This window comes from Nocardia sp. NPDC024068, assembly GCF_040638875.1.
GTDB lineage: Bacteria > Actinomycetota > Actinomycetes > Mycobacteriales > Mycobacteriaceae > Nocardia.
The window spans coordinates 96,239-113,279 of sequence record NZ_JBEZYU010000013.1 but is presented as its reverse complement, the minus strand read 5'-3'; the positions used below and the strand labels follow the sequence as shown (position 1 = coordinate 113,279).

Annotated in this window: 16 protein-coding genes and 4 tRNA genes; 8 read left to right on the top strand and 12 right to left on the bottom strand. The window is 69.5% G+C overall.

The window, feature by feature from the left end:
• Nucleotides 1-38: 38 nt before the first annotated feature.
• The 6 genes from AB0F41_RS14285 to AB0F41_RS14260 are packed head-to-tail and all read right to left on the bottom strand — an operon-like array spanning nucleotide 39 to nucleotide 5,518.
• A complete protein-coding gene (locus tag AB0F41_RS14285) occupies nucleotides 39-1,430 on the bottom strand; it encodes an AMP-binding protein (protein ID WP_357423667.1) in 1,392 nt (463 codons plus the stop codon).
• On the bottom strand, nucleotides 1,423-2,025 hold the full coding sequence (locus tag AB0F41_RS14280; protein WP_357423665.1) for an energy-coupling factor transporter transmembrane protein EcfT: 603 nt from the start codon (nucleotides 2,023-2,025) through the stop codon (nucleotides 1,423-1,425). Before AB0F41_RS14280 ends, AB0F41_RS14285 begins: the two co-directional genes overlap by 8 nt.
• Nucleotides 2,022-2,702 (bottom strand): ABC transporter ATP-binding protein, encoded by a 681-nt coding sequence (locus AB0F41_RS14275; protein WP_357423663.1) that lies wholly within the window; start codon nucleotides 2,700-2,702, stop codon nucleotides 2,022-2,024. Before AB0F41_RS14275 ends, AB0F41_RS14280 begins: the two co-directional genes overlap by 4 nt.
• Nucleotides 2,699-3,832, bottom strand: a complete 1,134-nt coding sequence (locus tag AB0F41_RS14270) for a thiolase family protein (protein WP_357423661.1) — start codon at nucleotides 3,830-3,832, stop codon at nucleotides 2,699-2,701. Before AB0F41_RS14270 ends, AB0F41_RS14275 begins: the two co-directional genes overlap by 4 nt.
• Complete coding sequence (locus tag AB0F41_RS14265; RefSeq protein ID WP_357423659.1) at nucleotides 3,829-4,941, bottom strand: AMP-binding protein; 1,113 nt, start codon at nucleotides 4,939-4,941, stop codon at nucleotides 3,829-3,831. The genes AB0F41_RS14270 and AB0F41_RS14265 overlap by 4 nt, the downstream gene beginning before the upstream one ends.
• Nucleotides 4,934-5,518: a biotin transporter BioY gene (locus AB0F41_RS14260; RefSeq protein ID WP_357423657.1), complete on the bottom strand. Its 585-nt coding sequence runs from the start codon at nucleotides 5,516-5,518 to the stop codon at nucleotides 4,934-4,936. Before AB0F41_RS14260 ends, AB0F41_RS14265 begins: the two co-directional genes overlap by 8 nt.
• A gap of 216 nt (nucleotides 5,519-5,734) precedes the next feature.
• Here AB0F41_RS14260 and AB0F41_RS14255 point away from each other — a divergent pair, with 216 nt between their 5' ends.
• A complete protein-coding gene (locus AB0F41_RS14255) occupies nucleotides 5,735-8,155 on the top strand; it encodes a molybdopterin-dependent oxidoreductase (protein ID WP_357423655.1) in 2,421 nt (806 codons plus the stop codon).
• Here AB0F41_RS14255 and AB0F41_RS14250 read toward each other — a convergent pair.
• The 3 genes from AB0F41_RS14250 to AB0F41_RS14240 all read right to left on the bottom strand — a co-directional run bounded on the left by AB0F41_RS14250 (nucleotide 8,055) and on the right by AB0F41_RS14240 (nucleotide 10,857).
• Nucleotides 8,055-9,104, bottom strand: coding sequence for an alpha/beta hydrolase (locus AB0F41_RS14250; RefSeq protein ID WP_357423653.1), 1,050 nt, complete (start codon nucleotides 9,102-9,104; stop codon nucleotides 8,055-8,057). The two genes, AB0F41_RS14255 and AB0F41_RS14250, sit on opposite strands and share 101 nt — an antisense overlap.
• A gap of 271 nt (nucleotides 9,105-9,375) precedes the next feature.
• Nucleotides 9,376-9,828, bottom strand: a complete 453-nt coding sequence (locus tag AB0F41_RS14245; RefSeq protein ID WP_357423652.1) for a VOC family protein — start codon at nucleotides 9,826-9,828, stop codon at nucleotides 9,376-9,378.
• 78 nt (nucleotides 9,829-9,906) lie between these two features.
• Nucleotides 9,907-10,857 (bottom strand): helix-turn-helix domain-containing protein, encoded by a 951-nt coding sequence (locus AB0F41_RS14240; protein WP_357423650.1) that lies wholly within the window; start codon nucleotides 10,855-10,857, stop codon nucleotides 9,907-9,909.
• A gap of 145 nt (nucleotides 10,858-11,002) precedes the next feature.
• On the opposite strand from AB0F41_RS14240, the gene AB0F41_RS14235 reads away from it, so the two are divergent.
• Entirely contained in the window at nucleotides 11,003-11,839 is an 837-nt protein-coding gene (locus AB0F41_RS14235; protein ID WP_357423648.1) for a mycofactocin-coupled SDR family oxidoreductase, read from the top strand.
• 14 nt (nucleotides 11,840-11,853) lie between these two features.
• Nucleotides 11,854-13,053, top strand: coding sequence for a lipase family protein (locus AB0F41_RS14230; RefSeq protein WP_357423646.1), 1,200 nt, complete (start codon nucleotides 11,854-11,856; stop codon nucleotides 13,051-13,053).
• A gap of 221 nt (nucleotides 13,054-13,274) precedes the next feature.
• On the opposite strand, the gene AB0F41_RS14225 is transcribed toward AB0F41_RS14230, so the two are convergent.
• On the bottom strand, nucleotides 13,275-14,495 hold the full coding sequence (locus tag AB0F41_RS14225; RefSeq protein WP_357423693.1) for a cytochrome P450: 1,221 nt from the start codon (nucleotides 14,493-14,495) through the stop codon (nucleotides 13,275-13,277).
• A 201-nt stretch (nucleotides 14,496-14,696) separates the two neighbouring features.
• Here AB0F41_RS14225 and AB0F41_RS14220 point away from each other — a divergent pair, with 201 nt between their 5' ends.
• Entirely contained in the window at nucleotides 14,697-15,407 is a 711-nt protein-coding gene (locus AB0F41_RS14220) for a TetR/AcrR family transcriptional regulator (RefSeq protein WP_357423644.1), read from the top strand.
• Nucleotides 15,404-16,111: an SDR family NAD(P)-dependent oxidoreductase gene (locus AB0F41_RS14215; RefSeq protein ID WP_357423642.1), complete on the top strand. Its 708-nt coding sequence runs from the start codon at nucleotides 15,404-15,406 to the stop codon at nucleotides 16,109-16,111. Before AB0F41_RS14220 ends, AB0F41_RS14215 begins: the two co-directional genes overlap by 4 nt.
• Nucleotides 16,112-16,166: 55 nt before the next feature.
• On the opposite strand, the gene AB0F41_RS14210 is transcribed toward AB0F41_RS14215, so the two are convergent.
• Nucleotides 16,167-16,298, bottom strand: a complete 132-nt coding sequence (locus AB0F41_RS14210; protein ID WP_357423640.1) for a hypothetical protein — start codon at nucleotides 16,296-16,298, stop codon at nucleotides 16,167-16,169.
• Nucleotides 16,299-16,339: 41 nt separating this feature from the next.
• A tRNA-Val gene (locus AB0F41_RS14205) sits at nucleotides 16,340-16,411 on the bottom strand.
• Between the two features lie 344 nt (nucleotides 16,412-16,755).
• On the opposite strand from AB0F41_RS14205, the gene AB0F41_RS14200 reads away from it, so the two are divergent.
• The 3 genes from AB0F41_RS14200 (at nucleotide 16,756) to AB0F41_RS14190 (ending at nucleotide 17,020) form a co-directional block, all read left to right on the top strand.
• Nucleotides 16,756-16,828 (top strand) — tRNA-Gly (locus AB0F41_RS14200).
• 45 nt (nucleotides 16,829-16,873) lie between these two features.
• Nucleotides 16,874-16,944 (top strand) — tRNA-Cys (locus AB0F41_RS14195).
• A 1-nt stretch (nucleotide 16,945) separates the two neighbouring features.
• Nucleotides 16,946-17,020 (top strand) — tRNA-Val (locus tag AB0F41_RS14190).
• Nucleotides 17,021-17,041: the final 21 nt, after the last annotated feature.

Here is a 17,041-nt window from a genome sequence, read left to right as displayed (position 1 = left end):
GGACGACGGCTTCGGGCCTGTCGGCCCGGTTGCGGTTCTCACCGGTCCGGAGCGGTCTGCCTGCCGATCCGGCGAAGCAGCGCGGGGCGATCGAGTTTGCCGCGGGCCGTGCGCGGGAGGCGGTCCAGCAGATGGATCCGGGCCGGAACACTCGGGGCGGGCAGGACCGCGCGCAGCCGCCGCCGTATCTCGTCCACATCGGGCGCCCGCCGATCCACCACGGCGGCCGCCACCGGTATCTGCCCCCAGCGGGCATCGGCGATACCCACACACGCGGCTTCGGTCACGCCCGGAATCGCGGTGAGCGCGGCCTCCACCGCCGCCGGCTCCACATTGAGTCCGCCCCGGATCAGCACTTCGCTCTCCCGCCCGAACAGTCGCAGCCGCCGGCCTTCGAGCGCCCCCCGGTCGCCCACGGTCACCCAGCCGTCGACCGGTCCGTCCGCCGGCCCCTCCGCGCCGAGATAACCGCGGAACACCATATCGCTGCGCACGTGGACCAATCCGGCGCGAATCCGGACGTCCACCCCGTCGAACAGCTCCCCCGCCGCGTCGTCGCCGCCGGCGCCGAGCCCGCGGTCGAAGGAGACGAAACTCAGCTCCGAGGCGCCGTAGAAATGGGTCAGCCGGGCGTTGGGCAGCACCTCCTGCAAGGCGGCCCGGCCGTTCGCGGGCCAGCGCGCGGCCGAGGACAGCACCTCCCGCACCCCGGGGATCGGCCCGGTCGCCGTACGCACGACATCCCAGGCGATGGTGGGCACCGAGTACAGGTGGGTCGCACCGTCGCGAAGCGCCTCGGTGGCGGGCCGCAGATCGGCGGTCGCACCGCGGGTGAGGGCGTGCAGCGCGCCGTAGAGGAAATGGGTGTGGTCCAGCACGCCGGGCACCGCGACCCGGTCGCCGGCGGCGATATCGAAGGTGGCGTCGGAACGATCCAGGGTGGCCGCCCAGGACGCCTGATCGCGGACGAAGAGTTTGGGGTCACCGGTCGTCCCGGACGTCACCCCGACCAGCAGTTCGGAATCGGGATCGGCGCGGTCCGGCACGCCCGCCGTTTCCAGATCCGCAGCGGTGCGGAGAGCTCCGGTGTAGTCCAGGCGCCGCAACCGGCGCTCGCTGCCGGGCGCGCAGACGACAGCTCCGGGCCGGGTACGCGCCAGTACCAGGCGTAGCTGCTCCGGGAGCAGATGCCGGTGCAGCAGGACGACACTCACCCCCGCCCGCATCGCCGCGACCACACCGATCAGCGAGTCGATATCCGAGGTGGGCAGCACCGCCACCCGGGTCATACCGGACAGCCCGGCGGCGGTACGGGTGACCCGGTCCCAGAACCGGTGATAGTCGATCCGGTCGCCGGCGGCGATCACCGCGGGCAGTCCGCCATGATCGGCCGCGTTACCCGCGATACGGTCGGCGAGCAGTTCACTCATCGTCGATCCCGCGGGCCACCAGCGCCTCACCCATCGCGTCGGCCGTCCGCAGCGAGCGCACCAGCACCGGGGTCACCAGCGCGGTCACCGACCACTGCACGCCGCGGGCCCGCCGGGCGTCGGCGACCTCCCGCACGATCTCGGCGAGCACCGGGACGCAGCGGATGGCCAGCGTCAGCAGCAACCCCACCCGCTCCGGGTCCACTCCGACCCGCCGCAGCGGACCGAGCGCGCGGGTCACCGCGTCGAGCAGATCGGTGACCCGGGTCGTCAGGGTGACGAGGGCGGCCAGCGCCACCGAGACCAGCAGCAGACCGCACACCACGACCGCCCGGGCGGGGGAGGTCGTCAACACCTGGAACACCGCGATGAACGCCAGCATCCACAGCACCGGGCGGAGCTGGGCGAGGGCGGTCCGCCACGGGATCCGCGCCAGCGCGAAAAAACCGGCCACCACCGCGGCCACGACCGCCAGCACGCCCGGCGTCCGGACGAATACGGTCGCGGCCACGATGGTCACCAGCAGCAGGAGCAGCTTCATCCCCGCCGGGACGCGGTGCACCGGCGAATCCCCGGCCAGGTAGAGACCGATCACCCGATCAGCTCCCGATAGGCGGGTACCGCCGCGGCCGGATCACCGTCGAAGGCCACCGCCCCGTCGTCGATCACGATGACCCGTTCGAAACTGTCCAGCAGCGACAGCTGATGGGTCACCACGATCACCTGCTGGTCGACCGAATCCAGCGCCTGCGCGATCCGCCGCGCGTTACGCAGGTCCAGTAGCGTGGTGGGCTCGTCGGCGACGATCACCTCCGGCCGCCGGATCAGCACCGCACCGAGGGCCAGCAGCTGTTTCTGGCCGCCCGACAGCAGATGGGAGGGGTGGTCGGCGTGCCCGGCGAGCCCGAATCGGTCCAGGATCTCGGCGACACGGGCGGCGATCTCCGCTTTACCCGATCCGCTGCGGCGCAACGAGAACGCCAGATCCTCGGCGACCGTCGGCATGACGATCTGGGTATCGGGATCGGTGAACACGAACCCGACCTTGCGGCGTACCCGGCCGCCCTTGCGGGCGACATCCAGGCCGTCCACGGTGACGGTGCCGGAGGCCGGGGTCAGCAAGCCGTTGATCATCCGGGCCAGGGTGGATTTCCCCGACCCGTTGGCGCCGATGATGCCGACCCGGCGTTCGGTGATGCGCAGATCGATATCGCGCAGCACTCGACGGGACCCGAACGCATGGTTCACCGCATCGAAGACGATTTCGCTCATCGCACCCGCTCCACCAGTACCGCGACACCCTGCCCACCGCCGATGGCGCAGGCCGCCAGCCCCAGCTCCGGGCCGTCCGGCCGGAGCATCCGGGCGGCCAGCCGCACCAGCAGCACCGCCCCCGAGGCGCCCCACGGATGGCCCATCGCGATCGCCCCGCCCTCCGGGCAGATCAGATCTTCGTCCAGGCCGAGTTCGTCGGCGACCGCCAGCACCACGGACGCGAATGCCTCGGTGATCTCCACGACGCCGAGATCGCCCACCCGGCGATCCGCCCGGCGCAGCACCGCGCGGATCGCGGGAACGGGCCCCAGACCGGGTAGCGCCGGATCCGATCCCGCCACCGCACAGCCGACGACCCGCAGCGCGGGCAGCCCGGCCGCGGCGGCCAGCCGCTCGGTGGTGACCCCGACGAAGGCCGCGCCGTCGGAGATACCGCAGGAGTTTCCGGCCGTGGCCGTACCGCCGGTGCCGAAACTCGGCCGCAACCGTGCCAGGCGCGCCGCCGTCATCCCCGGACGGATGCGCTGGTCACGGGTCAGCCCGCCCACCGGCACCAGCTCCGCCGCGAAATCGGCGGCCGCGGCCCGGCCATGCGAGCGCGCCGCATACTCGTCCTGCCGCTCGCGGCCGATCCCCCGGACCCGGGCGAGATCATCCGCGGCGACACCCATATCGGGATCGGGAAAGCCCGCCGGCGCGAAAGGCGCGCGGGTGTAGCGCACCGGTTCGGCCTCGCCCACCGGCGGCCAGTAGCGCCACGGCGCGGTACTGGCCGATTCGGCGCCACCCGCCAGGATCAGCTCGTCCCAGCCGCTGCGGATCCGCAATGCCGCCTGCATCACCGCGTCCAGGCCGGAACCGCACTGCCGGTCGACGGTCACCCCGGGTACCCGGGTACCCAGCCCCGCCTGCAACGCGGCGATGCGGGCCGGATCGCCGCCGGGGCCCAGGCAGTTGCCCAGGACGACGTCGTCGATCGGCGCTCCGATCCCCGCCGCACGCAGCTCGCCGGCGACGGTCCGCAGCACCGGTGCCGCCAGATCGGCGACGGTCAGCGCGGCCAGCCCGTGACCGGCGGTACCGATCGGCGTGCGCCGCGCGGCGACGAGAACGGGAACCGGGGTCATGCCAGCAACTCTCTCAACCGGCCGCGCGCGAGTTTCCCGGCGGCCGTGACGGGCAGTGCACCGACGGTCACCCAGCGCCGCGGCATCGCTTCCCGCGCCAGGATCCGGCGCGCCCGGCGCCGTACCTCCGCCACCTCGATGCCGTCCAAATGAACTGCCGCCGTGATCGTTTCACCGAATACGGCATGTTCGGAGCCGATTACGGCGACCGCGACGACGCCGTCGATACCGGCAATCGTGCGCTCCACATCCTCGGCGACGACGGTGGTGCCGCCGACATTGATCACCGCTTCACCCCGGCCGAGCACCCGCAGTTCCCGGTTGTTCCCGAGTTCGGCCAGATCACCCACGCCGAACCAGTCCGGGGCGCCGAGCACGGTGTACGGGGAGCGGACCTCGAGCAGGCCGTCGCGGGTCCGCGCGTCCACTCCGCTCAGCAGCCGCAGCGGTTGCGGAACCTGCCGCGCGGCGACCAGCGAGACCTCGGAGGAGCCGTAGTATTCGACAACGCGCAGGTGGCGGGCCGCGCGCAGCGCGCCGGGATCGGGTGCGATCCCCGCCACGACGGCGGTGCGCAGGTGCGGGGCGCGGCCCACGATCTCGCGGAGTACCGCGGGTACCGCGTGGGCCACGGTGGCAGAGGCCGGATCGTCGGTGACGCAGGCGCCGCGCCAGAGCGCGTGCAGCGCGCCGAACAGATGCATCGTCGCGTGCAGCGGGCCGGTCAGCAGTACCCGGTCCGCGCCGGTCACCCCGGTGATCGCGGTGAACTCGGGGAAGCTGTCGTACCAGGAGGCCGCGGTCCGGGCCAGAGGCCGCGGGTGACCGGTGGAGCCGGAGGTCGCGACCAGCAGGAACGCCTCGGGCGGGGGCGGGCCGGGCCGGTGTGGGCGCGCCGCCGGGTTCTCTACCGCCACCGGCAGGCCCCGGCGCGCGGCCGCGCAGACCTGGATCAGCGCCTCACCGGGCGGCAGGGCGGAGACGTCGTAGCGGCCGCGGGTCGGTTCGGCCCGGGCGATCTCGCGCTCGAGTTCCCCGTAGGTGAGGGTGCGGTCGTCGAGGTCGAGGGCCGGGTCGTCGGCGGCGCCGCCGAGTTCCCGGCTAACCACCGATCAGCCCCGGATACGCACGATGCACGCCCTTGGCCACGACGGTGGCCACGACCACCTTCAGCAGATCACCCGGTATGTACACGCCGTTCGCGGCGACCGCCTCCCGCAGACCGAAGTCGGTGCGCAGTATCAGGCCCAGCGTCCCGAACAGATAGATGACCAGCAGACCACCGAGCGCGTTGATCGCGAGCGCGGGCACCAGCGGATACTTCGGCAGGATCCAGGCGGTCAGCAGGCCGATGACGAAGGCGGCCGGAATCCACCCGACCAGGTAACCGGCGCTCGGACCCGCCAGCGCGGTGAGCCCGGTGCGCCCGCCGGACAGCAGGGGCAGGCCGATGAGCGTGAGCGCGATGAACACCGCGACCGCCGCGGTCCCCTTGCGCGGTCCCAGAATCGCTCCCGCGAGGATCACGCCCAGCGTCTGCAGGGTGATCGGCACCCCGGTGGCACCCACCGTGATCGTGCCCGGCAACCCCAGCGCGGCGATCAGCGCGGCGAAGACCGCGATCTGCGCCATATCCCGCGCCGTGATGCGGGTCTTCGGCGCCCGCGAATCCTCGACACCGTTCATGACGCCATCCTTCGCAACAACCGGCTTGAACGTCGTTCAAGATAGCAACGCCCGCGGCCGCGCGGGCGCCCCACCCCCAGGAGGGTGATGTGGCCTACTCCCCCGCCGCCTCCCGTTCCCATCAGGAGAATGGGTCGGGACAACCCGGCGGTGACCGGAATCGCGACAGTGCGCACCGGTCACCGGCCGGCGCCGAGCCGCCGGAAAGGAACGACTATGACGCGGACGCTGCCCACGGCCACCCACTGGGGCAATTTCCATCTCGGTACCGCCGCCGACGGCAGTCTTTCGGTCACCCCCGACCCACGCGACCCGCGCCCCTCCCCCATCGGCCGATCGCTGGCCGCGGTCCAGGACCCCGATCACCGCGTGGCCCGGCCCGCCATCCGCCTCGGCTACTACCGCGACCGCACGGCCGCCGATCCCCACCTGCGCGGCCGGGAACCATTCGTCGAGGTGGAATGGGACGAGGCGCTCGATATCGCCGCCGACGCCCTGCGCGCGGCACAGGCCGCCGGGGGGAACCGTGCGATCTACGGCGGGTCCTACGGCTGGGCCAGCGCGGGTCGCTTCCACCACGCGCAGGGCCAGATCCACCGCTTCCTGCAGATGTTCGGCGGATACACCGCCTCGGTCGATACCTATTCCTTCGCCGCGGCCGAAGTACTCGTTCCGCATATCCTCGGTATGAACGCCTATTTCGCGGCACGGCAGACCCCCGGCACCGAGGAGATCGCGCGGCATTGCGCCCGGGTCGTCCTCTTCGGCGGCGGGGCCCAGCGCAATACCCAGGTCAATCCCGGTGGGATCGGCGCGCATCCGCGCCCGGAGCGACTCGCGACCCTGCGCCGGGCCGGGGTCGATATCGTGCATATCGGCCCCGTCCGCGATGACGCGCACCCGGATCTGGAGGCCCGCTGGATTCCCTGCCGCCCGCACAGCGATGTGGCGATCATGCTGGCCCTGACCCACACCCTGCTCACCGAGAATCTGCACGACCAAGCGTTTCTCGATCGCTACTGCACCGGTTTCGACCGCTTCGCCGACTATCTGACCGGTCGTGTGGACGGCGAACCCAAAACTCCCGAGTGGGCCGCGGCGCTCTCGGAGGTGCCCGCGGCGGAGATCCGCGGGCTGGCCCGGCTGATGGCGCGGCAACGCTGCCTCATCGGGCTGCCGTACGCGTTGCAGCGCGCCGAGCACGGCGAGCAGACATACTGGGCCGGGTGGGCGCTGGCCGCCGCGCTCGGCAATATCGGCCTGCCCGGCGGTGGCGTCCTCATGGGCGCCGGGGTGGGAATGACCAACGAGACGCAGCGCCGCTATCCGCCTTTCGAGATCGCGGCGCTCCCGCAACCGGGCAATCCGGTCTCCGAGATCGTCCCCGTGGCGCGCCTCACCGAGATGCTCGAAAACCCGGGCGCGAGTTTCGATTACAACGGCCGCTCCCTCACCTATCCCGAGATCGACCTCATCTATTGGGCGGGTGGAAATCCCTTCCACCACCATCAGGATCTCAACCGGTTGCGACACGCCTGGTCCCGGCCCCGCACGGTCATCGTGCACGAGATCGGCTGGACCTCGACCGCCCGATTCGCCGATATCGTGCTGCCCACCACGGCAGCCCAGGAACGCGAGGATTTCGCGGCCGCGCGCCTCGACCGGTGGCTCACCCCGATGCGCCGCGCGCTACCGCCCTACGGGCAGGCCCGTTCCGACCACGCCATCTTCGCGGATCTGGCCGGACGGCTCGGTTTCGGCCCGCGTTTCACCGAGGGCCGCGACGAACGCGAATGGGTCGAACACCTCTGGGAGATCACGGTCGCCGAGGCGGCCGCCGCCGGTGTCTCCCTCCCCGATTACACGACCTTCCGGGACGGCCCGCCGATCGATCTCGGACCGTATCTGCGCGACAGCCCCCACGTGCTGGAACAGTTCCGCGACGATCCCGACCGCTATCCACTGGCCACCCCGTCGGGCCGGATCGAACTGTTCTCCCGCACCGTCGCTGCTTTCGGCCTCTCCGACTGCGCGGGCCACCCCGCCTGGTATCCGCCCCGGGAATGGCTCGGCGCCCCGCTCGCGCAACGGTTTCCGCTGCATCTGCTGTCGCATCAGCCCGCGACCCGGCTGCACAGCCAGCTCGATTACGGCGTCACCAGCCGGGAATCGAAGATCCGGGGTCGCGAACCACTGCGGATGAACCCCGCCGACGCCGCGGCACGCGGTCTGAGTGACGGCGATATCGTCCGGGTGTTCAACGACCGGGGCGCACTCCTCGCCGGCCTGCGAATCTCCGAGGCGCTGCGGCCGGGAGTGGCGCAGATGGCGACCGGCGCCTGGTACGACCCCCTGGATCCCGCCGATCCGCTGTCCCTGGATGTGCACGGCAACCCGAATACCGTCACCAACGATATCGGGACCAGTTCCCTGACCCAGGGCCCGTCCGCCAACAGCTGTCTGGTGGAGATCGAACGGTACGAGGGCGCGCTGCCACCGCTGCGGGTGCGCACGCCCCCGCCTTTCACCACCGAGGTCAGCGAACCCGCCAGCGCAACAGGGGATCGTCCTCCGGCATCGCCGAATAGCCGCCGAGCAGATGGCGATCCAGCCACGCCGCCACCACCGACCGGGTGAGCGTCGCCGCGTGGGCGGCGTCGACCCGGCCGCACAGTTCCTCGCTGCCACCGAAGACCGGCAGATCCGTGGCCGTGTAGTGACCGGCCCCGGCGATGGTGCCGATCACCGCGCCGGTGCCGGTCCAGCTGGCGTGCACCATATTTCCCGACGCCAGCAGCAGCACCGGATGCGGCATCGGCGGCACCTCGGCGACATCGTCCCATCCGGCGCTGCCGTCCAGGACCACCGCGGTGCGGATCCGCGGATCATCGGCGGCCACCGAGACCGCGGTCTGGCCGCCATAGGAATGTCCGGCCACCGCGACCCGCGCCGTATCGAGACGGTCGCCGACCAGGGGCAGCGCACCGAGTCCGTCGAGTACCAGCCGCACCTCCTCCACCCGGTGGGCCAGCGCGGTGCGCAGATACGCCGGATCCTGACTGGGCATCTCACCGCGCAGCACCCGGCCGGACGCCTCCGCGCCGGGTGTCTCACCCGGATGATCCAGCGCCACCACGGCATACCCGCGGGACGCCAGATCGCCGGCCAGCCCCGACGCCAGCCAGCGCGGCGTGCCCAGCCCCGGCGACCAGACCACCACCGGTAGCGACGGCAGCGCGGCGGGGGTGGCGTCCAGCGTGGCCGGCACCGTCGCGGTGACCATCGGCCCGGCCGCGGCCGGGGTGTAGAGCCACTGCGCCGCGCGGGTCGCGATTCCGGCCGCGTTCACCCGCGACGCCGGAATGTAGGAGGCCGGGCGCCCCGCCTCGGCCGCCGGGTACCAGACCGATACCGGCACCTCGCGGTCCGGAGCGGCCACCGTGGTATCCGTGCGCCCGACCGCGTACTGCCCGGTCGGCGCCGGTAGCGCGGGCCCCTCGGCATGCGCGGGTCCGGATCGGACCGCGGGTACGGCGAGGGACGCTACGCAGATCATGAATACGAGCACGATATTTCGGTAGAGCATCGGACCGCCTTCAGTCGACGCTCGCCCGCGGCCCCGTCACTCGGCCAGGCGAGAGTTATCCCATCTGTGCACGAACACGAACACGAACATCGTCGTATCGACGACCGAGCGGCATTGTTACCCATGCGTTCCGGTTCCCGCACATCGGGACCGGCGTGTCTGCCGCGACGACCGGACACGATCCGGGCCACAACGATGCTCATCGCCGCCAGCGGCAGCAGAATCGGGCCCGCCCGGAAAGCGCTTCAGTGCGGCGACCCGCGCATCACACTCACACGGCGAACAACTGATCGAGATCGCGGAACCCCTTGAATTCCAGCGCGTTTCCCGACGGATCGAGGAAGAACATGGTCCACTGCTCACCCGGCTCACCCGCGAACCGCACATAGGGTTCGATCACGAATTCGGTACCGGCGGCGCGGAGCCGGGCGGCCAGTTCCCGGAATTCCTCGACGGACAGGACGAGCCCGAAGTGCGGCACCGGGACCTCGTGCCCGTCGACCGGGTTGGTCCCGCGAACGGCAGCACCGGAGTCGCCGCCGACCTCATGGGTGACGACCTGATGACCGCGGACATTCCAGTCGGTCCATTTCTCCGCGGATCGGCCCCGGGGAAAGCCGAGAACATTTCCGTAGAACTCCCGCGCGGCCTCGATATCGGTGACCGGGATCGCGAGATGGAAGGGCGGAATACCGGGGGTGGTCGCGCTGGTCGAGGTGGTCATGCTGGGCAGACTAATTCCCGTTCGTTCCGCAATCCAGTGCGCATCGGCCGGGTCAGGACCGGCCGTGCCGGGTCGGGTTCAGCCGTCCGGCGAGCCCGTATGGGGGTTGTGACCCCCGAGTTCGGCGGTGAGTTCGGCCGCCGCGGCCTTCAGGACGGACCCGCGCTCGGCGATCTCGGACACCGTGAGATCGGCCTGGAAGTTGAGGGCGAGCAGCAATGACTGGTCTCCGTCCGCGCCGAAGGTCGGTGCGGCGATAACGCCGACCCGATGCGTCGTATCGGAGCCGCTTTTCCGCAATTCGTCACGCAACAGCAGGCGGCGGCCACCCATACCGGCAAGCAGTTCCGTGATCAGGGCACGCAGCTCGGGTGAGACCTCGCGAGCAGCGGACCCACCGAGGAGGCGGTACACCCGTTCGAGCTGAGGTGTCAGGTTCTCGACCAGATATCCGGTCGTGCGGCATTCGACTGCCATCCTGCGCAATTCGCCGAGTTCGATACCCGCCAGCCACGCATGGCCGTCGTGTACCTGCTGCTCCAGTTCGTCGTCGGACTGCCACAGGGCGTACATCAACGCGGTCGGCAGTGCGAACGGGAAGACCTGCCCGACACCGACCGGCGCGCGAACTCCCGGCGGGGTCGCGACCTCGAGAACCATGAACTCGTCGCCGACCCTGCCCGATGCCACACACATCACGCCGAACCGCCGCGCGAGCAGCGTGAGCCGCTCGGAGACGACGGGTTCGACCGCGAAATCCCGCTGCGCGGCCCGGCCGGCGGTGACCAGCGCCGGCCCCAGACGGTACGTCTTCGTCCCGGGGTCGCAGCGCAGATAGTCGCGCGTGGTGAGCTCGGTGAGTATCCCCAGACACGTCGGCTTGCTGATCTCACAGCGCCGCGCCAATTCCGATAGGCCGAGCGGCTCGCCCCGGTGGAGCACCAGATAGTCCAGGACGTCCAGCACGCGGGCGGTGGGCGGCGAAGCACTCCGACCGCCGTCCGGTCGGTCCACTGCACGATCGGCCATTCGCGTCACCTTATCCGATGGTCCCGATGGCCTGTATTGACCGGCACCGCCACCGAATGTACCGTGACCGGCACCACAATCTACCCGATCGGTCGAATATTCGACCGAAAGAATCGGGCTTCGACATCGGAAAGAGTGGCCTCTCGTGAATGCATTCGCCGACCGCATCGCCCTGATCACCGGAGGTGCGCGCGGTCAAGGCCGGGCCCACGCGGTAGCGCTGGCCGAACTGGGCGCCGATATCGTGATCTGCGATCGCTGCGCCGACAGTCCCGTCGTCGCGTACCCGCTGGCGACACCGGCGGATATGGCGGAAACGGTCCGCCTCGTCGAAGAACGCGGCCGCAGATGTATCGCCCTCCAAGCCGATACCGGAGATCGTGCGGCGATGGACGCCGTGGTCACCCGGGGCGTGGCGGAGTTCGGCAGGATCGATATCGCCATCGCCAATGCCGGCGTGTCGGCCGCGGCATCACTGCCGCGGATCTCCAGCGAACTATGGGACGAAGTCGTCTCGACCAACCTGACCGGGGTCTTCAACACGATCGCCGCGGTAGTTCCCGCCATGACGGCCGCGGGCTACGGCCGGATAATCACCGTCAGCTCGATGATGGGACGTTCGGCGGCCCCCGGAATGGCCGCCTACAGCGCGACCAAATGGGGCGTGATCGGGTTGACAAAGGCCGCCGCGCTCGAGCTCGCGCCACACGGGATCACCGCGAATGTCGTTGCCCCCGGGAATATCTCCACGCCGATGGTGCACAACGAGGCGCTGTACGCGCGCATGCGCCCCGACCTCGACAACCCGGGCCGCGACGACGTCGAACCGATATTCGCCACGCTCCATGCCCAGCCGGTGGCGTTCCTCGAACCGGAGGAGGTCACCCGGGCGGTGCTGTTCCTCGCCGACGAGAAGAGCGCCCATATCACCGGCACCGTGATGCCCGTCGATGCCGGCGCGGCAGCGCGGGTAACCGCCTGATGCAGGAGTCGATCATGCTCGCGCACCGACCCGCCCGCCGCCTGCGTACGGCCGCGACGGCGATAGCGGCCGCCGTCCTGTTGTCCAGCGGCGCGTCCGGTACGGCCACCGCCGGTCCACCTCATCCCGGTCCCGCACACGGCGGGAAGCTGCTCACTTCGCAGCCGCTGACCACCACCGCGGCCCTACCGAGTGCCGCACGGACGGAACTGATCACCTATATGTCCAGCGACGCGCACGGCAGGCCGATCGTGGTCTCGGGCACCGTCGCCGTCCCCTCGTCCCCACCGCCGCCCTCCGGGTGGCCGGTGATCAGCTGGGCACACGGAACGACCGGGTACGCCGATCCATGTGCCCCGTCACGGGATACGAGTACCGGCCCGGTCCACGACTATCTGGGCCGGGTGACAGACGTTCTCGACACCTGGATCCAGCGCGGATTCGCCGTGGTCCACACCGACTATCAGGGCCTGGGGACGCCCGGCGGACACCCCTACATCAACGGAATCAGCGAGGCGAACACGGTCACGGATATCGTGCGGGCTGCCCGCTCGGCCGACCGCTCCATCGGCCGCGACTGGATCGCCGTGGGGCACAGTCAAGGCGGCCAGGCGGCGTTGTTCACGGCTCAGTACGCGCGGAACCGGCAGCCGGAACTGTCCTTGAAAGGCGCCGTGGCCATCGCTCCCGGTGGTATCGATCTGAGCCGGATGGTCGAATTCGTCGACAGCGGCGGCCCGGGCGCCGAGGCCGCCGCGGCATTCGTCCCGCTGATCGTGCTGGGTGCCCAGGCCGCCGAACCCGCTATCGACCCCGACCGGCTGTTCACCCCCGCCGCCGAACCCCTGGTCCAGGCCGCCCGCACCGGTTGCCTGGCCCAGATTCGCGAGGTGCCACCGGTCCCGCCCACGGAGATCTTCGAACCGGATGCCGATTTCGCCGCCCTCACAGGTTATCTGGAGGCCCAGGATCCCTCGGATACCCAACCCGAAGTGCCGGTGATGATCGCCCAGGGAACAGCGGACGCGCTGGTCACGAAACCGAGCACCGATGCACTGGTGGATGCCTTGTGCGGAAGGGGGACCGACCTCCGCTACCGCGTCTACGAGGGCCGGGATCACCGCGCGACCATCCCCGCCTCCCTGGTGGACACCCGCGAGTTCGTCACCGCGGTACTGACCGGACAGCACCCACCCGGCAGCTGCGCGGATTGAACGAACCCGACGCGGGTTCCTCGCATGAATACCCGCCGCCCGCGACCACGCGGCACTGCCGTCATGGCGTCGTTCGGCCGCGCAGCCCCCGCCCGAGGTCGGATTCGTGTTCGACAGCGATCGCGACCCGCAGTTTCGTCCGGTCGAACTCGGCGGGTACCGCCGAATCGGCGAACGTGGGGCCGGGAGGAAGCCCGCACGACAGCTCGCGAGGGCGGTGGTCACGCTGCGTTCTCGGCGAGATCGAATTCGAGGTGCAGTTCGGTGAGCCCGCGCAGGATGTAGGTGGGCACGAAGGCGAAATGCCTTGCGCCGGAAGGGCCGTGGTGGTCTTCGGAAAGCCTGATATCGCTGGTGCCGGCCAGGAGCCGCTCGATACTCACCCGGGCCTCGGTACGGGCCAGGGGCGCTCCCGGGCAGGTGTGCGGTCCGCGTCCGAAGGCGATGTGCTTACGGACGTTCGGGCGGGCGAGATCGAAGGTGGCGGGGTCGTCGAACAGGCGGGGATCGCGGTTGGCGGCGCCGTTCATCACCATCAGGGTGGTGCCCGCGGGGATATCGACACCACCGACCGTGGTGTCGACGGCGGCCAGCCGGAAATCCCCTTTCACCGGGCTTTCGAAACGCAGGCATTCCTCGATGAAATTCGGTGTGCGATCCGGGTTCTCGCGCAGAGTCCGCTGGAGTTCACGGTTCTCGGCGAGGATCATCAACGCCGAACTCAGCAGTCGCACCGTCGTTTCCTGTCCGGCCGAATAGAGATTGGCGGCCAGGCGGACGATATCCATGACCTCCGGCGTGGAGCCGTCGGGGAACCGGGCGACGGCCATATCGCTGAGGGTGTCGCCCCGGGGCTCGCGCCGCCGGTCTTCGATATAGGCCGCGAACTTGTCGTAGAGATAGCGCAGGGGCGTGTGCGACATCGTGCGCTGCCCGGATGCACCCACACCACCGCCGCGGGCCTGGCGGGTCATCGTGGCCGAGAACTCGGCCCGGTCGTCTTCGGGTACGCCGAGCAGATCGGCGATCACCAGCAGCGTGAACGGCCCGGCGAACTCGCCGATGTAGTCACCGCCGCCTGCCGCCAGATACGGCTGCAGCACCTGGTCCACCCGCTGCCACATGAATTCTTCGTTCTCGCGCAGGCGCTTCGGGGTGATCAGCCCCATGAGGAGGGCACGGTGGCGGGTGTGATCGGGCGGGTCCATGACCGTCACCTGGTCGCTGAACGGCAGTTCGGCGCGATGGGCATCGATCAGCGCCCGCACATCGCCGCCCTCGAGCGGGACCGGGAATCCGGGGAACGGACCGCTCACCGAAATACACGACGAGAACCGTTCGGCGTCACCGAGGACGTCGATCGCCTCCTCGTAGCCGGTGACCATCATGACGTCGTGATGCGGCTCCCGCACGACCGGGCACCGATCGCGCAGCGCCTCCATATACGGGTACGGGTCCGCCACCGGGCCCTTGTCCCGGAAGAAATCGACGGTGTCGGGTGTGCTCACGGGTACCTCGGATTCTTCGACGCCGTCGCGATCCGGCCGGTGCGGTGGGCCGGCGCGTCGGCGGTTTGCCAATTCATACGCGGTCGTATAGTTATGGAATCATACGGCTGCGTCTGATTGAAAGGGCTGGTTTCGGTGACCACGCGACCCCGCCGGCCGGGCAGGCCCACCAGCACCGAGGCGGCCGAGCTCGTCGAACGACTGCGCGAGGCCGCGGTGCAGACCTTTCTCGAACGCGGCTACGACGGCGCGACCATGGAGGCCATCGCCCGGGCGGCCGGGGTCACCAAACAGACCCTCTACGCCCGCTATCCGGACAAACGCGCCGTCTTCGCGGAGGTGATCCCGTGGGCCATGAGCCGGCGGGACCCGCAGGCGCAGATCGTCACACCCCCCGACGCCGATCTCGGTACCTCGCTGCTCGCCCTGGCCCGGGAGGCGCTGGCGCGGATATCGGATCCGCAGCTGGCCAAATTGCAGCGGATCGCGATGCACGAGGCGTCACGTTTCCCGGAGTTCGCGGTCAGCGCCGAAACCGTCGCCTGGTCGCCGCGCTTACGCGCGGTGCGAGACCTGCTCCGTAGCCATCGCGAGGCCGGGCATATCGAGCTCGCCGCCGACGATATCGAGCTCGCCGCCGAACACTTCTTGGTCCTGGTGGAATCCGAGCCCTGGCGGATGGCCGAATTCGGCGTCTACCGCACACCCGAACAAACCGAGAGGCACCTCCGGTTCGCGGTCACCCTTTTCCTGCGCGCGCTGCAACCACGACCCGGCGGCGGCACATCGTCCGGAATCCCCTGGGCGGTCGCCGGATCCGTCACCGACAAGGAGTCGTCATCATGAAAACAGCGGTGGTCACCGGGGGTGCCTCCGGAATCGGACTCGGTATCGCGCAACGTCTGCGCACCGGCGGTTACACCGTCGCGACCCTGGATCTGAATCCCGACAACGACGACGACCTGGCCTACCGAGCCGATGTCACCGATCCGGAGGAAATCGCGGCCGCGCTCTCGGCGATCCGCGACAGGACCGGCCCGGTCACGATATTGGTCAACTGCGCGGGCCTGGAGGGTTTCAAACGCTTCCCCGACCTCACCTTCGCCGAATGGCAGCGCGTATTCGACGTCAACGTCCACGGCGTCTTCCACTGCGTGCAGGCGGTGCTGCCGGATATGCTGGCGGCCGGCTGGGGTCGCATCGTGAACATCTCGTCCTCGAGCACCCATTCGGGCCAGCCGTTCATGTCGCACTATGTGGCAGCGAAATCGGCGGTCAACGGATTGACCAAATCCCTGGCGCTGGAGCTGGGCCCGTCGGGAATCACGGTCAACGCCGTGCCACCCGGCTTCATCGATACGCCGATGCTGCGTAAAAACGAGGAAGTCGGCCGGCTCGGCGGCCCCGTCGAGGACCATATCCTGCGCACCCCCGTCCGCCGGATCGGCACGCCCGCGGATATCGCGGCCGCCTGCGCATTCCTGATCTCCGAGGAAGCCGGCTACATCACCGGCCAGATACTCGGGGTCAACGGGGGCCGCAACACCTGACACGGGTCTGTCCAGTTGACGCTGATCTCGATTGTCGATCACTCGGCAGGCGGGGTCACGCGGACTTCGAAGGCGACCGGAAGGCGTTCAGGGGTGCCTTCCAGCGCATGGTCCATCGTTTGCGGCCTTTGCCGGTGTGGTCGAGACTCATCACGGCCTTACCGCGCCGGGCACAGTCAGACGACATAGAAATACACCCTGACCTTTACAGATCAGGGTGTATTCGAGTGGTCCCAGCTGGGATCGAACCAGCGACCTTCCGCGTGTGAGGCGGACGCTCTCCCGCTGAGCTATGAGACCGGGAGAACCGCTCGGGAGGCTAATTCGATGCCCTCCGAACGAGTAGGAACTTTAACACGCACCACCCATCCGCCACCAAATCACCCTCTTGTCATCCATTGGTCATCCGTGCCGAAGCACCGTGGTCGATCCCGACCGCGGACCCTCCGACCCGGAATCCCCAACCTATTGCCCCGGCCCACTTCGACCCAAGAAGCGACCCTCGGCTCCGACCACCACCCCGGCCACGAATGACAATCGTGTAGTTCACCCGCTTCTACCAGGCGATTTGTAGGTTCCGCCGAAGGTGGGCTAATGTTCTGTCTCGCACCACGGAGGCAACAACAGCCCCGGGGATGCGAAATGCGGATGTAGCGCAGCTGGTAGCGCATCACCTTGCCAAGGTGAGGGTCGCGGGTTCGAATCCCGTCATCCGCTCGAGAGGTAGGGCCAGGCGCATTGTATGCCTTCCCCCCTTTGCGCGGTGGAGTGGCCGAGTGGTGAGGCAACGGCCTGCAAAGCCGTGCACACGGGTTCGATTCCCGTCTCCACCTCGCGCGATTAGCTCAGCGGGAGAGCGCTTCCCTGACACGGAAGAGGTCACTGGTTCAATCCCAGTATCGCGCACCACAGCAACAGTTCAGAGGCACT

Excerpts from the sequence above, each read along its gene's own strand:
- AB0F41_RS14210 (WP_357423640.1), bottom strand. The coding sequence starts at position 16,298 with ATGTCGTCTGACTGTGCCCGGCGCGGTAAGGCCGTGATGAGTCTCGAC.
- AB0F41_RS14240 (WP_357423650.1), bottom strand. The coding sequence starts at position 10,857 with ATGGCCGATCGTGCAGTGGACCGACCGGACGGCGGTCGGAGTGCTTCG.
- AB0F41_RS14255 (WP_357423655.1), top strand. The coding sequence starts at position 5,735 with ATGACGCGGACGCTGCCCACGGCCACCCACTGGGGCAATTTCCATCTC.
- AB0F41_RS14260 (WP_357423657.1), bottom strand. The coding sequence starts at position 5,518 with ATGAACGGTGTCGAGGATTCGCGGGCGCCGAAGACCCGCATCACGGCG.
- AB0F41_RS14225 (WP_357423693.1), bottom strand. The coding sequence starts at position 14,495 with ATGGAGGCGCTGCGCGATCGGTGCCCGGTCGTGCGGGAGCCGCATCAC.
- AB0F41_RS14250 (WP_357423653.1), bottom strand. The coding sequence starts at position 9,104 with ATGCTCTACCGAAATATCGTGCTCGTATTCATGATCTGCGTAGCGTCC.
- AB0F41_RS14285 (WP_357423667.1), bottom strand. The coding sequence starts at position 1,430 with ATGAGTGAACTGCTCGCCGACCGTATCGCGGGTAACGCGGCCGATCAT.
- AB0F41_RS14215 (WP_357423642.1), top strand. The coding sequence starts at position 15,404 with ATGAAAACAGCGGTGGTCACCGGGGGTGCCTCCGGAATCGGACTCGGT.
- AB0F41_RS14230 (WP_357423646.1), top strand. The coding sequence starts at position 11,854 with ATGCTCGCGCACCGACCCGCCCGCCGCCTGCGTACGGCCGCGACGGCG.
- AB0F41_RS14275 (WP_357423663.1), bottom strand. The coding sequence starts at position 2,702 with ATGAGCGAAATCGTCTTCGATGCGGTGAACCATGCGTTCGGGTCCCGT.
- AB0F41_RS14270 (WP_357423661.1), bottom strand. The coding sequence starts at position 3,832 with ATGACCCCGGTTCCCGTTCTCGTCGCCGCGCGGCGCACGCCGATCGGT.
- AB0F41_RS14245 (WP_357423652.1), bottom strand. The coding sequence starts at position 9,828 with ATGACCACCTCGACCAGCGCGACCACCCCCGGTATTCCGCCCTTCCAT.